The following is a 12,745-nucleotide window of genomic DNA, read 5'->3' as shown; positions in this document are numbered from 1 at the left end:
ACGGGATCAGATCAGGGTGCTCCAGTAGTACCAGAACCGGTTGAGTACCAGCAGCGCGATCACCGCGTACCACAGGGCCGGTACGACCCAGTGGTAGCGGGCCGCCTCCCGGACCACCACCCGCAGGCGGGGGCCCACCGGGATCACACCGGAACGCAGGTTGTGCAGCGTGGTGTACCAGAACAGCGGGATCACGGCGGCCCACACCACCATGCAGTACGGGCAGAGCGCGCCGATCCGGTAGAGCGCCTGGTACATCAGCCAGGTCACGAAGCCGATCCCGAAGACCGTCCCGGCCTGCAGCCCGAGCCAGAACCAGCGCCGGTACGTCGCACCGGCGAGCAGCCCTGCGCCGACCGCAACGACGACGCCGAAGGCCACCAGTCCGATCAGCGAGTTGGGGAAGCCGAAGGCCTCGGCCTGCGCGCTGCGCATGATCGAGCCGCAACTGATGATCGGATTGATGTTGCAGCTGGGGACGTACGACGGGTCCTTCAGCAGCCGGATCTTGTCCAGGGTGAGGACCGCCGAGGCGAACAGGCCGATCGCGCCGCCGATCACCAGCAGCCAGGCGAACGGGCGGCTCGCGCCGTAGGCCGTCCGTGCGGCCGGGGCGGCCGGGGTCTCGGGGGTGGCCGGGGCGGCGGGCGTCACCCGGTCACCTGCTTGACCATGGCGGTGAACTGCTCGGGGGAGACGGCCTTGCCGTTGCTGAGGACGTCCAGCTTCTGGCCGTCCAGCTTGACGGTCGGCGTGCCGGTGACGTCGCTCTTGTTGAACTCCTCGTTGACCTTGGCGGCCCAGGGCGCGTAGGTGCCGTCCTGGACGGCCTTGACGAACGCGTCCGTCTTCAGCCCGGGCACCTGGCCGGCCAGGTCCAGGATGTGGTTGACGTCGCCGAAGGCGTCGCTGCGCTCGTCCGGCTGGTTGGCGTAGAGCACGTCGTGGAACTGCTTGAACTTGTCCACGCCCTCGTTCAGGGCGGCGCCGGCGGCGGCCAGCGCGGTGCGCGAGCCCTTGCCGCCGAGGTTCTTGTCCAGGAACGTCGCCAGGTGGTACTCGACCTTGTAGGTGCCGGCGTCGGCGAGCTGCTGGATGGTCTTGCCGGTGGTGGTCTCCAGCTGCTCGCAGAACGGGCAGCGGAAGTCCTCGTAGACCGACAGGGTGTGCGGGGCGTCGGCCTTGCCGTAGGTGATCACCGTGCCGCCGTCGCCGGTCGCGTTCGCGGGGACGACCAGCGGGCCGTTCGCGGCGGCGTCCGAACCGGAGCCGGAGGAGCCGCCGCCGACGGCGAAGGCGACGCCCGCGGCGAGGGCGAGCACGGCGGCGGAGGCGGCGCCGACCACCACCCGGCGGCGGATCCGGTCGGAGCGCTCGGCCTGGGCGCGGGCGGCGCGCATGCGGTCGGTGGCGGAGGCCTTGTCGGTCTTGCGGCTGTTGCTCATGGGGTGTCGTCCTGTGCTCTCGGGCGTGCGGGGTGCGGGCGCGGCCGGTCGGGGCCTGCGCGGGGAGAGACGGCCGGGTGAGCGGGCCGGCCGGGGCGAGCGGAGGGCTCGGCCCGGACGAAAGGGCTCAGGCGGAGCGGGGCTCGGGCCTGGCGGGGGGCTCAGACGGCCGGGGCGAACACCGGCGGACCGCGCCGGACGGCCGGACGGACGACGACGTCCTCGGCGGGGACCAGCGCGCGGCTGGCAGGGGGGAACGGCACCCGCGCCACCGGACGGGCCGGGACGGGCGCGGTGAGCAGCAGCAGCCAGCGGGCGGCGGCCGGGAGGTGCCGGTGCAGGAACTCGCCCAGCATCCGGGCGGTCCGGGCGAGGCCCGCCAGCGCGGCGTCCGCGCGACGCAGCCAGTACGCGCCGGCCAGTGCGATCACCGTGTGCACCAGCACCAGCACCAGCAGCAGCACGCCGGTCCGCTCGGAGACGCCGTGGCCGAGCAGGAAGCCGCCCAGCGAACCGCCGCCGCAGAGCAGCGGCTGCAGGCCGTGCCCGGCGCCGGGCGGCAGGGACGGGCAACTCGTCTGGGCGACGTCGAACAGGGCGCTGACGCCCAGTTCCAGCGGCAGGAACACCGCGGCGACCGCCGGGAAGCCCCGCTCACGGCCGGCGAGGGCGAAGGCCACCGCGAAGACGGCGACCGAGGCCAGGAGCATCGGGCCGACCGGCAGCGCGCGGCCGGTGACCAGCACCTGGCCGAGCCCGGCGAGCAGCACGACCAGCGCGGCGAAGACCGCCGCGCGGAGCGTCCTGGTGACCGGGCCGATGTCCATGGCATCCGAGTCTGCCACAGGTCGGACGCGGAACGGCCAGGCCGCCGGGAACCTGTGAAGAGCCTCACCACCCGTGCTGAGCTGGGCTTATGCGCTTCTTACAGCTCCTGCGGCCGGTCGTCGGCGGCGCTCGTCCGGTCGTCGTCACTGCTCGTCCGGTCATCGGCGGCGCTGACCCGGGCCTCGACCAGCTCCCGGAAGTGTTCCAGGTCCTCGCGGACCGTCCGCTCGATCGCCCCGGCCTGGGCGAAGCCGCGCGGCCCGCCGAACGTCCGGTGCACGGCCTCCGGGTCGTACTCCACCCGGATCTGCATCCGGGTGTGCCGGGCGTCGAGCGGCAGCAGGGCGAACGCCCCGCTCAGTCGGAGGGGTTCCAGCGTTCGCCAGGCCATCACCCGGCCCCGGCCGCGGTCGGTGATCTCGGTGTCGACCGCGTGCTCGGCACCGCCGACCGCCACCCCGAGGTGCGCGAGGTTGCGCCCGTGCGGATGCGCGCTGCGGACGCCGTCGACGAACTGCGGGTACTCGTGCACCCGGTGCAACTGCTCCCAGGCGGCGAGGACGGGGGCGGCGATGTCGATCTGTTCCTCAAGGGTGCTCATGGTCGCGAGGCACCTCCCTCCGTTCCAGCCTGCGCTTCGGGGTGGGGGTGGGCAAAGGGGCGAAAGGGCGAACCAGCGGGGGCGAAGGGGCGAAGGGGCGAAGGGGAGGGGCACCGGGCAGGGCGCGCGCCGGGCGGTGCGCCGGGGGAGACTGGGTGCATGCCGGAGCTGCCCGAGGTCGAGGCGCTGAGCGCCTTCCTGTCCGAGCGGCTGACCGGGCGCGTGATCGCCCGGGTGCAGCCGGTGGCGATCAGCGCACTGAAGACGTACGACCCGCCGGTGACGGCGCTGGAGGGACGGACCGTCGGCGCCGTGGGCCGGCACGGCAAGTTCCTGGATATCGAGGCCGGCGGGCTGCACCTGGTGGTGCACCTGGCCCGGGCCGGCTGGCTGCGCTGGAAGGACAGCCTGCCCGCCGAGCCGCCCCGGCCCGGCCCGAAGAACCCGCTGGCGCTGCGGCTGCGCCTGGAGGGGGAGGCCGGGGACGGGTTCGACCTCACCGAGGCCGGGACGAAGAAGGGGCTCGCGGTCTACGTGGTGAACGACCCGGCCGGGGTGCCGGGCGTCGCCAGGCTCGGCCCGGACCCGCTCGACCCGGGCTTCACCCTGGAGGACTTCGCCGCACTGCTGCGGGGCGACCGGCACCGGATCAAGGGCCTGCTGCGGGACCAGAGCGTGCTGGCGGGCGTGGGCAACGCCTACTCGGACGAGGTGTTGCACGCGGCCCGGATGTCGCCGTACAAGATCGCGGGCAGTCTGACCGAGGAGGAGACGGCGCGGCTGTACGAGGCACTCGGCGGCACGCTGCGCGAGGCGGTGGAGCGCTCGCGCGGGCTCGCGGCGGGGAAGCTGAAGGCGGAGAAGAAGCTCGGGCTGCGGGTGCACGGTCGGGCCGGCCTGCCCTGCCCGGTGTGCGGGGACACCGTGCGGGAGGTGTCCTTCGCGGACTCCTCGCTGCAGTACTGCCCGACCTGCCAGACCGGGGGCAAGCCGCTGGCGGACCGGCGGATGTCGCGGCTGCTGAAGTGAGGCGGGGCTGCTGAGGTGAGGCGGGGCAGCTGGGGTGAGGCGGGGCGCGGACGGGTCCCGCCTCGGCCGGCAGCGGTCCGGTCAGCGCTTGATGGCGACGCCGCCCCAGTAGTACGCGGCCTTCGGGTCGGCCGGGGGCTCGCCGTCCGGGCGCCAGGCCAGGACCGGGGCGACGCCCGGCTCGATCAGCTCCCAGCCGTCGAAGAAGCGGACCACGTCGTCGTAGGAGCGCGGCACCAGGGTCATCCCGCCGGCCCGGGCGGCCTCGGCGACCTTGCCGACCGCCTCCGGGTCGAAGTCCTGGGTGGGGGTGGTGAGGGCGATGCAGCTGCCGGCGGGCAGGGCATCGCGCAGCGCGGCGACCCGGCCCCACGGGTCGTCCTCGTCGGCGATCAGCATCAGCACGGCGATCATCAGCAGGCCGACCGGCCGGGTGAGGTCGAGGGTGGAGGTGAGCGCCGGATCGGCGAACAGCTCCTCGGGCTTGCGCAGGTCGGCGTGGATGTAGGTGGTGCGGCTGGCCGGGCTGGAGACCATCAGCGCGCGGGCGTGGGCGAGCACGATCGGGTCGTTGTCGACGTAGACCACCCGGGTGCCGGGGCTGACCGCCTCGGCGATCTCGTGGGTGTTGGGGGAGGTGGGGATGCCGGTGCCGAGGTCGAGGAACTGGCGGATGCCGTGCTCCCGGGCCAGGTAGCGGACGGCCCGGCCCTGGAAGGCGCGGTTGGCCTTGGCCATCTCCTTGACACTCGGAACGGCCTGTTCGATGGCCTGGCCCATGGCGCGGTCCGGCGGGAAGTTGGTCTTGCCGCCCAGCCAGTAGTCGTACACGCGTGCGGAGTGCGGAGTGGTGGTGTCGACGCCGAAACGTTCCCACTGGCTCAGCTCGGCGGCGTCGTCCTGCGGGCCCTGCTGGGGGAAGTCCTGACTTGTCGTCATGGCCACGTCCTCTAATGGCAGATCATCACACTGGGGAGGCACAGCGTAGCGGCCCGGGTAAGAGGCCGGGTGGCGGGTCGGAGAAGAACGGCCGAAGGTGCCGGGGGCGGGGCGTGCGCTCCGGTGCCCCAGGAGCCTGCCCGGGGGGCCGCGCCGGGGTCTTCGCAGGGGCGCGCCGGAGTCTCCACGGGGTCACGCCGGGGTCGTTCTTGGGCCGTCCGGGTGGTGATCGGGGCCGTAGGGGGCGCCTCCGGGGAGCGGCGGTGACGCCCGGGGGAAGCATTCAGAATGCTGTCAGATCGTCAGATTATTTCGCGAAGATTGCTGCTGGCCACGGCCGGGATGTCCCTCCTGGGGGCCGCTTCCGGCTGCCGGAGCCCCTGGAGCGGCGGGGAGGGCGGGACGGCGGCCGAAGTGGGCGTGGACGAGAGTGCGCTCCCGGTGGTGGTGGCCGGAGCCGGGGGGTCGCCGGGCGCTCTACCGGTCACGCCCCCGGCGGTTCCCTCGGCCGTGTCGTCCCCCTCGCCCTCGGCGGTGCCGAGCGTGATGCCCGTGCGCAAGGCGCTCACCGAGGCCGAGACCAAGCCGGTGTACGAGCTGGACGCGGCGCGGAAGGTGGTGGCGCTCACCATCGACGACGGTCCCGACCCCCGGTACACCCCCACCGTGCTGGCGCTGCTCCAGCAGTACGGGATCCGGGCGACGTTCTTCCTGATCGGCGAGAACGTCGTCGAGCATCCGGAGCTGGTGCGGGAGATCGCGGACCGCGGCCACCACATCGCCAACCACACCTGGACCCACCCCGACCTGCGGCACCTTTCCGACACCAAGGTGCGGGACGAGCTGCAGCGCACCTCCGACCTGCTGTACAAGACCACCGGCCGGCAGCCCACCTGGTTCCGCGCACCGGGCGGGGACTGGTCCCCGGAGTCACTGAAGGTCGCGGCCGACCTCGGGATGCGGAACATGGCCTGGTCGGTGGACCCGAGGGACTGGTCCCGGCCGGGGACCTCGGCGATCATCGACACCATCCTCAAGGACGTCCGGTCCGGGTCGATCGTGCTCAACCACGACGGCGGCGGTGACCGTTCGCAGACGGTGGCGGCACTGAAGGCGTACCTGCCGGTGCTGGTCGACTCGGGGTACTTCTTCACCGCGCCGCCCAACTGAGAGCACTACCGGAGGTAGTGGGGTAGCGGCTCTTCCGGCGAAACCACTCGAACGGGTGGATTGGGAGAACCGTTTCTGCGCATTTTGGGCCTCTAGGGTGATAACGCACCAATGAATCCGGTACCGCCGCGTACCGCCTGAAAGGCCATCACCCATGCGACTCCGAAACGCCGTTCTCGCTGCCGTCAGCGCCGCCGCCCTCGCCCTCGCCGTGCCGACCTCCGCCAACGCCGCCACCGGCGACTTCCTCTACAAGGTCGGACCGGGCATCCCGACCGGCATCTTCGACCCGCAGAGCGGCGTGTGCATCGACGTCCCGGACATCGGCACGGAGCCGGCCTTCGCGCCGGAGAACCTCACCACCTCGACGGCCACGGTGTTCCTTGAGAAGCACTGCGACGGCGACGTCTTCTACGTGATGAACCCGGGCAAGAGGCTCGGCGACCGGCTGAAGTTCCGCTCCGTCGCCTTCTCCTGAGGCCGAGGACGATCACCGCGGATCCGGACGGCCCGGCGACAGGCAGGGTGCCGCCGGACCGTCCTCCCTCCTCGACCCGGCCCCATCGGCCCCATCGGTATCACCGGTGGGGCCGTTCGGGTGAACGGCGTAGCGTGACAGGAGAGGGGCGCCGTTCCGGCCGCGGAGGAGGAAGCCATGTCCGTACGGGAACTGGACGCGGAAAAGCAGGAGGCCTTCGCCGGACGCGTGGTCGGCGTCCTGAACGACGCCTGTCTGGGGCTGATGACCAGCCTCGGCCACCAGACCGGGCTGTTCGACCTGATGGCCGGACTGGATCCGGCGACCAGCGAGGAGATCGCGCGGGGTGCCGGGCTGAACGAGCGCTACGTGCGCGAATGGCTGGGCGGCATGGTCGTCGCCGGCTTCGTCGCGTACGACCCCGAGCGGCGCACCTACGCGCTGCCGCCCGAGCACGCGGCGTCACTGACCAGGGCGGCCGGGCCGGACAACCTGGCCGGCATGATGCCCTTCCTGGCGATGATGGGCGAGGTCGAGCAGGAACTGCTCGGCCACTTCCACACCGGCGGCGGGATGCCGTACTCGGCCTACCCGCGCTTCCAGCAGCTGCAGGCCGAGGAGAGCGCGCGGGTGTACGACCTGGCGCTGGTGGACGCGATCGTGCCGCTGGTCCCCGGACTGACCGAGCGGCTGCGGGCCGGCATCGACGTGCTGGACGTCGGCACCGGGCAGGGGCACGCCGTCACGGTGCTGGCGAAGGCCTTCCCGGCCAGCCGGGTCACCGGGATCGACATCGCCGAGAACGGCATCGCCGCGGCCCGCGCCTCGGCGGCCGAACTCGGGCTGGACAACGCCCGGTTCGAGATCGCCGACTCGGCCGGGATCGACGGATCGTACGACCTGGTCACCGCCTTCGACGTGATCCACGACCTCGCCCGGCCGACCCGGACGCTGGCTGCCGTCGCCGGTGCGCTGCGGCCCGACGGGGTCTTCCTGATGGGTGACGTCGCGGCCAGCAGCAAGTTGGAGGAGAACGTGGAGCACCCGCTGGCGCCGGCGCTGTACACCTTCTCGACCTTCTACTGCATGACCGTCTCGCTCGGCGAGGGCGGGGAGGGGCTCGGGACGGTGTGGGGCGAGCAGGCCGCGCGGCGGATGCTGGCCGAGGCCGGGTTCGGGTCGGTGGAGGTGGAACGCGTCGAGGGGGACATCCTGAACCTCTACTACGTGGCGCGGCGGGACGGGGCGGCCGCCGCCTGACCCGGCCGGGGTGGCCCGGGCCGGGCGGGCGGCGTACGTTCGAAGGGTCCGGCCCGGTCGCCGGTGCCCCGCGCGCACGCCCGAGCGCACGCGCACGGCGACGCGGCACGCCCACGGCAGGCAAGGAGGGCCCGGGATGACCGGCAACGGTTACGCACACCCCGAGGCGCTGGTCGACACCGAATGGCTGGCCCACCACCTGGACGACGGGACGATCCGGGTCGTCGAGGTGGACGAGGACAGCACCGCGTACGACCGGGACCACATCCCCGGCGCGGTCGGCTGGAACTGGACCACCGACCTGCACAGCCGGGTCGGCCGCGACTACGCCGACCGCGACGGCGTCCAGCACCTGCTCCGGGCGGCCGGGGTCGAGGAGGACACCACCGTGGTGCTGTACGGCGGCAACAACAACTGGTTCGCCGCGTACGCCTACTGGCTGTTGCGGTTGCGCGGCTTCGGGCCGGTGCGGCTGCTGGACGGCGGGCGCAAGAAGTGGGAGCTGGAGGGCCGCGAACTCACCCCCGAGGTGATGGACTACCAGCACACCGGCTACCGGCTGACCGGCCCCGAGCGGCCGGAGCTGCGGGCCCTGCGGGACGAGGTGCTGGCCAAGGCCGAGGTGTTCGCCAAGCCGGGGGCGGACGCGGTGCTGGTGGACGTCCGCTCGCCGGCCGAGTTCCGGGGCGAGCTGATCGCACCGCCGCACCTGCCGCAGGAGCAGGCCCAGGTGCCCGGGCACATCCCCGGCGCGGTCAACATCCCGTGGTCGCAGGCGGCCAACGACGACGGTTCGTTCCGGTCGGCGGAGGAGCTGCGGGCGCTGTACGCGGGCAAGGGGGTGTCGACGGAGCGCGAGGTGATCGCCTACTGCAGGATCGGCGAGCGGTCGGCGCACACCTGGTTCGCGCTCACCGAGCTGCTCGGCTACCCGCACGTGAAGAACTACGACGGCTCGTGGACGGAGTACGGCTCGCTGGTGCGGGCTCCGGTGACGCTCGGGTCCTGAGTGGCGGACGGGGCTCAGGACTGCGGGCGAGGCCGGTGTGGTGACGTGACGCCGTCGCGGCGTTGCTGCGACGGTGTCATTTCGGCGCGTTTCTTTTCATGAACATCTCACGATTGGGGAGTGGAGCGGGGATCACCGGGACATGGATCGATCCGACCCATCGTTCCGGTGATCCCTGGAGGACCACGTGCGCAAGAGGCTGATCGTCTCTGCTGCCAGCGCCCTGAGCCTGTTCCTGGCCGTTCCCGCCTCGGCATCCGATTTCCAACCCGGCGCGGCCGGGGTCGGCGACTCCTACTACCCGACCTACGGCAACGGCGGATACAACGTCTCGCACTACGACATCCGGCTGAAGTACCAGCCCACCACCGACGAACTCGAAGGCACCACCACGATCCTGGCCACCGCCACGCAGGACCTCTCCCGGTTCAACCTCGACTTCGCACTGAACGTCGCCGAGGTCCGGGTCAACGGGAGGCTCGCGGCCTTCACGACCAGCGGCGAGCAGGAACTGGAGATCACCCCCGCCCGGCCGATCGCCAAGGGCAGCCAGGCCACCGTGGTGGTCCGCTACAAGGGCGTGCCGTCCACCATGAAGAAGTACGGCTTCACCGCCTGGCTGCGCACGCCGGACGGCGCGGTGGCGGCCGGCGAGCCCGAGTCGGCGTGGTGGTGGTTCCCGAGCAACGACCACCCGAGCGACAAGGCCACCTTCGACGTCTCGGTACTGGTGCCGGACGGCAACCAGGTGATCAGCAACGGCATCCTGACCGGAACCTCCTCCCAGGCCGGGTGGACCCGCTACACCTGGCGGGAGAACAAGCCCCAGGCGACGTATCTGGCCACGCTCGCGGTCGGCAAGTTCGACGTCACGACCGACACCACGCCCGGCGGGCTGCCGGTCTACAACGCGTACAGCAAGGACCTCGGCGACAACGCGGACGCGGCCAGGGCGAGCGTCGAGCGCACCGGCGAACTCGTCGACTGGCTGAGCGGCTACTTCGGCGACTACCCGTTCAGCTCCGTCGGCGGCTACGTCCCCAACGTCCAGACCGGTTTCGCGCTGGAGACCCAGACTCGGGTCTTCTACAGCCCCCGGCAGTTCTCGCGCGGCGCCAACACCTCGGTGGTCGTCCACGAGCTGGCCCACCAGTGGTACGGCGACAGCGTCTCGCTCTCGCGCTGGAGCGACATCTGGCTGAACGAGGGCTTCGCCCGGTACTCGCAGTTCCTCTGGTCCGAGCACGAGAACGAGGGCACCGCGCAGGAACTGGCCGACTACGTCTACGCCTCGCACCCGGCCGACGACGCGTTCTGGACCGTCAAGCCGGGCGACCCGGGCGCCGACAACCAGTTCTCCGGCGCCGTCTACGACCGGGGCGCGGTGGCCATCCAGGCGCTGCGCAACACCGTCGGGGACGAGGCGTTCTTCCGGATCCTCAAGGGTTGGCCCACCGAGCGCCGCTACGGCAACGCCACCATCCCCGAATTCCAGGCGTACGCGGAGAAGGTCTCCGGCAAGAAGCTCGGTGACCTCTTCACGACCTGGCTGTTCACCGCGGCGAAGCCGGCCACCGGGCCGGTGGCGCCGGGAGCCGCGGCGGCCGCCTCGCTGGCGCCCGGAGCGGGCCAGACCGACGGGCAGCTGCCGGCGGAGCCGAAGTCCTGGAAGAAGATCCAGGAGACCAACTCCCTCCACGACGCGGGGCACTGACGCCCGGGCGTGAAGTGAGGTGACGGGGGTGGCCCGGTCGGCCGTCCGGGAGCGGGCGGACGGCCGGGCCGCACCGTCCGGTCACGGCCTGTCGTGCCGTGCGCCGGTCGGCTGCGCCGTGGTCGGGCCGTCCGCGGCCAGCAGCTCGGTGAGGCGGCGGACGGCGAAGGGTATGAGGCCGCGCAGCGGGACCAGCCGGCAGGGCGCGGCGCCGACCGGCACCTCGCGGATGCCGGCCGTCTCCTCGAACTCCCGCCCGACGACGGGGAAGTGGGTGTCGTTGTCGTCGCCCACGTCCGGCGCCTCGATCCAGACCCGCTCGCCCTGGATCGCCATCGGGAAGCGGCGGAGCTTGAGCCGGCGGTTGGGCGCGAAGGTCTCGGCGTAGTGCAGGGCGGTGTTGCGGTTGTGCCCGACCCCGATCAGCAGCACATGGCCGCCGAGGTCGTGCAGCGCGCCGAACGGCGACTCCCGGCCGACGGCGAAGCCGAGCGAGCGGCGGGCGGTGACCTCGCGGGCGTGCGCTCCGACGGCGGCGACCGACACCTGGGGGTGCGTGCTGCGCAGGCTCTCCGGCAGCGCGCGCAGGGCCTCCGCCACGGCGCCCGTGGAAGAGGGGAGTCCGGCGTGGAACAGCGGCACGGCAGAACGCAGTTCGGCGATCTCGGCCGTGGGCGGACCGGCCCGCCCGGGGGCCGGGTCGCGGACCGTGTCGGTGGTGAAGGTGGGCGCTGCGACGGTGCCGCCGGGCCCGACCGCCTCGCGCAGGGAGGCCACCACGGCCGCCGCGCCGCCCTCGACCCGGCCGAGGCCGGACAGCGAGGAGTGCACCATCAGCGCCATGCCCTCGCGGACGCCCACCCGGCGCCAGCCCTCGACGAGGTCGGCGGTGGTGAGCGTGGTGGTGCCCGGTGCGGTCATGGTGCCCTCCAGTGCGATCGTTCGGGCCCGACCATATCGGGTGGCACTGACAGGCGGTCAGGGCGGGGACGAACGGCGTCAGTTCACGGCCGGGCTGCGGCGTTCGAGCAGGACCACGTGACGCCCGGGCCCCGGGCGCCCGGGGCGGCGGGGTCGAGGGCCACCGGGCGGTGGTCGGGGAACTCGGCGGCGTCGACGGCGGCCCGGTCGGGGGCGCGGGTCCCGACGGTGGCGCTGCCGGTGTCGATGCCCGCCTGGAAGACCGCTGGGACGGCCTCGGCGTGCTCGGGGTGCAGCGCGACGACGACGGGGCGGGGCGGCGGCGGGGACGGGCGCAGGTGGGGGCGGGCGCAGGTGGGGCGGGGGTCATCGTGCGTCCGCAGCGGCGAGGGCCCGGGCCTCCTGCTCGGGCGTGAACCCGTGTCCGAGCGGCGGTGCGCCGCGCTCACGGTCCCAGGCGAGCACGTCGGCGACGGTGGCGGCGAGCGGGGTCGCGGGCAGCCCGGCGGCGCGGGCCCTGGCGGGGTCGCGCTGCTGGCCCGGCCAGAGCGACTCGGCCCGGACCAGGGGGAAGAACGACTTCGGGGCGGTCTCCGGCGGCACCGGGACGACCTCGGCCTCGGTGCCCGCGACCTCGGCGCAGGTGGCGATCAGCCCGCCCAGGGTGGTCGGTTCGGCCGGGCCGACGGCGTGGAAGGCGCCCGGCCGGTCGTCCTGGAGCAGCCGGAGCACCAGCCGGGCGAGGTCGCGCGCGTCGACCAGCTGGACCGGTTGCTCGGGGCGGCCGGGCAGGGCGATCCGCCCGCCGCGGGCCGCCCGGCGCGCCCAGTAGGTGAGCCCGCGGTGCTCGTCGTGCGGCCCGGCCACCTTCCCCGGCCGCACGACGGTCGCCCGGGTGCCGTAGCGGGAGGTGACGTGGTCCTCGCAGGCGACCTTGAGCCGGCCGTAGGTCTCCTCGGTGAGGTGCTCGGCGTCGCGCAGCGGGGCGCGGCGCGGGGCGGACTCGTCGGAGCCGGGGGCGAGGCCGTCGCGCCGGTACACCGCGTGGCTGGAGACGAAGAGGTAGCGGCCGACCCGGTCGCCGAGGACGGCCGTGGCCCGGTCGACCTGGTGCGGGCGGTAGCCGCTGACGTCCACCGCGGCGTCCCAGCGGCCCTCGCGCAGGGCGGTGAGGTCGTCGGTGTCGCGGTCACCGATCAGGCGGGCGGCGCCGGGGAAGAGGCCGGGGTTGGTCCGGCCGCGGTTGAACAGGGTGACCTCGGCGCCGCCGCGCAGGGCGTCGTCGACGATCGCGCGGCCGACGAAGGAGGTGCCGCCGAGGACGAGGATCCGCATGGAACCAGGGTAGGGG

14 protein-coding genes are annotated in these 12,745 nt (G+C 73.1%); 6 read left to right on the top strand and 8 right to left on the bottom strand.

All coding sequences use genetic code 11. The features are described 5' to 3' along the window. Positions 1–6 precede the first annotated feature (6 nt). From AB0D10_RS06195 to AB0D10_RS06180, 4 genes are all read right to left on the bottom strand, one after another. Complete coding sequence (locus tag AB0D10_RS06195; protein ID WP_360252450.1) at positions 7–567, bottom strand: vitamin K epoxide reductase family protein; 561 nt, start codon at positions 565–567, stop codon at positions 7–9. An 83-nt stretch (positions 568–650) separates the two neighbouring features. Continuing rightward, entirely contained in the window at positions 651–1,445 is a 795-nt protein-coding gene (locus AB0D10_RS06190) for a thioredoxin domain-containing protein (RefSeq protein WP_360252091.1), read from the bottom strand. A gap of 161 nt (positions 1,446–1,606) precedes the next feature. Continuing rightward, entirely contained in the window at positions 1,607–2,272 is a 666-nt protein-coding gene (locus AB0D10_RS06185; protein ID WP_360252088.1) for a hypothetical protein, read from the bottom strand. Between the two features lie 98 nt (positions 2,273–2,370). Continuing rightward, positions 2,371–2,874: an SRPBCC family protein gene (locus AB0D10_RS06180; RefSeq protein WP_360252085.1), complete on the bottom strand. Its 504-nt coding sequence runs from the start codon at positions 2,872–2,874 to the stop codon at positions 2,371–2,373. Positions 2,875–3,033: 159 nt separating this feature from the next. Between AB0D10_RS06180 and AB0D10_RS06175 the strand changes: the two genes are divergently transcribed. Beyond that, on the top strand, positions 3,034–3,903 hold the full coding sequence (locus AB0D10_RS06175) for a DNA-formamidopyrimidine glycosylase family protein (RefSeq protein WP_360252082.1): 870 nt from the start codon (positions 3,034–3,036) through the stop codon (positions 3,901–3,903). Positions 3,904–3,984: 81 nt separating this feature from the next. On the opposite strand, the gene AB0D10_RS06170 is transcribed toward AB0D10_RS06175, so the two are convergent. Further along, a complete protein-coding gene (locus AB0D10_RS06170) occupies positions 3,985–4,842 on the bottom strand; it encodes an SAM-dependent methyltransferase (RefSeq protein ID WP_360252079.1) in 858 nt (285 codons plus the stop codon). Positions 4,843–5,388: 546 nt separating this feature from the next. Here AB0D10_RS06170 and AB0D10_RS06165 point away from each other — a divergent pair. From AB0D10_RS06165 to AB0D10_RS06145, 5 genes are all read left to right on the top strand, one after another. Beyond that, positions 5,389–6,012, top strand: a complete 624-nt coding sequence (locus tag AB0D10_RS06165) for a polysaccharide deacetylase family protein (protein ID WP_360252076.1) — start codon at positions 5,389–5,391, stop codon at positions 6,010–6,012. A 154-nt stretch (positions 6,013–6,166) separates the two neighbouring features. Next, positions 6,167–6,490 (top strand): hypothetical protein, encoded by a 324-nt coding sequence (locus AB0D10_RS06160; protein ID WP_360252073.1) that lies wholly within the window; start codon positions 6,167–6,169, stop codon positions 6,488–6,490. A 177-nt stretch (positions 6,491–6,667) separates the two neighbouring features. Beyond that, on the top strand, positions 6,668–7,750 hold the full coding sequence (locus AB0D10_RS06155) for a methyltransferase domain-containing protein (protein ID WP_360252070.1): 1,083 nt from the start codon (positions 6,668–6,670) through the stop codon (positions 7,748–7,750). Between the two features lie 136 nt (positions 7,751–7,886). Continuing rightward, positions 7,887–8,759 carry a sulfurtransferase gene (locus AB0D10_RS06150; RefSeq protein ID WP_360252067.1) on the top strand — a complete coding sequence of 291 codons (873 nt, stop codon included), beginning with the start codon at positions 7,887–7,889 and terminating at the stop codon, positions 8,757–8,759. A gap of 187 nt (positions 8,760–8,946) precedes the next feature. Beyond that, positions 8,947–10,473, top strand: a complete 1,527-nt coding sequence (locus AB0D10_RS06145) for a M1 family metallopeptidase (protein WP_360252064.1) — start codon at positions 8,947–8,949, stop codon at positions 10,471–10,473. An 81-nt stretch (positions 10,474–10,554) separates the two neighbouring features. Here AB0D10_RS06145 and AB0D10_RS06140 read toward each other — a convergent pair whose 3' ends face one another. The 3 genes from AB0D10_RS06140 to AB0D10_RS06130 all read right to left on the bottom strand — a co-directional run bounded on the left by AB0D10_RS06140 (position 10,555) and on the right by AB0D10_RS06130 (position 12,729). After that, on the bottom strand, positions 10,555–11,394 hold the full coding sequence (locus AB0D10_RS06140) for an AAC(3) family N-acetyltransferase (RefSeq protein WP_360252061.1): 840 nt from the start codon (positions 11,392–11,394) through the stop codon (positions 10,555–10,557). Positions 11,395–11,477: 83 nt separating this feature from the next. Beyond that, the gene (locus AB0D10_RS06135) at positions 11,478–11,843 is read right to left on the bottom strand and encodes a hypothetical protein (protein ID WP_360252058.1); all 366 of its coding nucleotides are present in this window, start codon (positions 11,841–11,843) and stop codon (positions 11,478–11,480) included. Further along, on the bottom strand, positions 11,761–12,729 hold the full coding sequence (locus AB0D10_RS06130) for an NAD-dependent epimerase/dehydratase family protein (RefSeq protein WP_360252055.1): 969 nt from the start codon (positions 12,727–12,729) through the stop codon (positions 11,761–11,763). The genes AB0D10_RS06135 and AB0D10_RS06130 overlap by 83 nt, the downstream gene beginning before the upstream one ends. Positions 12,730–12,745: the final 16 nt, after the last annotated feature.

The sequence above is a fragment of the Kitasatospora sp. NPDC048545 genome, from assembly GCF_040651155.1.
Lineage (GTDB): Bacteria > Actinomycetota > Actinomycetes > Streptomycetales > Streptomycetaceae > Kitasatospora.
Note: the sequence above shows the minus strand (reverse complement) of the source record. Positions and strands in the feature narration are given on the sequence as shown.

Excerpts from the sequence above, each read along its gene's own strand:
- AB0D10_RS06190 (WP_360252091.1), bottom strand. The coding sequence starts at position 1,445 with ATGAGCAACAGCCGCAAGACCGACAAGGCCTCCGCCACCGACCGCATG.
- AB0D10_RS06185 (WP_360252088.1), bottom strand. The coding sequence starts at position 2,272 with ATGGACATCGGCCCGGTCACCAGGACGCTCCGCGCGGCGGTCTTCGCC.
- AB0D10_RS06180 (WP_360252085.1), bottom strand. The coding sequence starts at position 2,874 with ATGAGCACCCTTGAGGAACAGATCGACATCGCCGCCCCCGTCCTCGCC.
- AB0D10_RS06175 (WP_360252082.1), top strand. The coding sequence starts at position 3,034 with ATGCCGGAGCTGCCCGAGGTCGAGGCGCTGAGCGCCTTCCTGTCCGAG.
- AB0D10_RS06170 (WP_360252079.1), bottom strand. The coding sequence starts at position 4,842 with ATGACGACAAGTCAGGACTTCCCCCAGCAGGGCCCGCAGGACGACGCC.
- AB0D10_RS06165 (WP_360252076.1), top strand. The coding sequence starts at position 5,389 with ATGCCCGTGCGCAAGGCGCTCACCGAGGCCGAGACCAAGCCGGTGTAC.
- AB0D10_RS06160 (WP_360252073.1), top strand. The coding sequence starts at position 6,167 with ATGCGACTCCGAAACGCCGTTCTCGCTGCCGTCAGCGCCGCCGCCCTC.
- AB0D10_RS06155 (WP_360252070.1), top strand. The coding sequence starts at position 6,668 with ATGTCCGTACGGGAACTGGACGCGGAAAAGCAGGAGGCCTTCGCCGGA.
- AB0D10_RS06150 (WP_360252067.1), top strand. The coding sequence starts at position 7,887 with ATGACCGGCAACGGTTACGCACACCCCGAGGCGCTGGTCGACACCGAA.
- AB0D10_RS06140 (WP_360252061.1), bottom strand. The coding sequence starts at position 11,394 with ATGACCGCACCGGGCACCACCACGCTCACCACCGCCGACCTCGTCGAG.
- AB0D10_RS06130 (WP_360252055.1), bottom strand. The coding sequence starts at position 12,729 with ATGCGGATCCTCGTCCTCGGCGGCACCTCCTTCGTCGGCCGCGCGATC.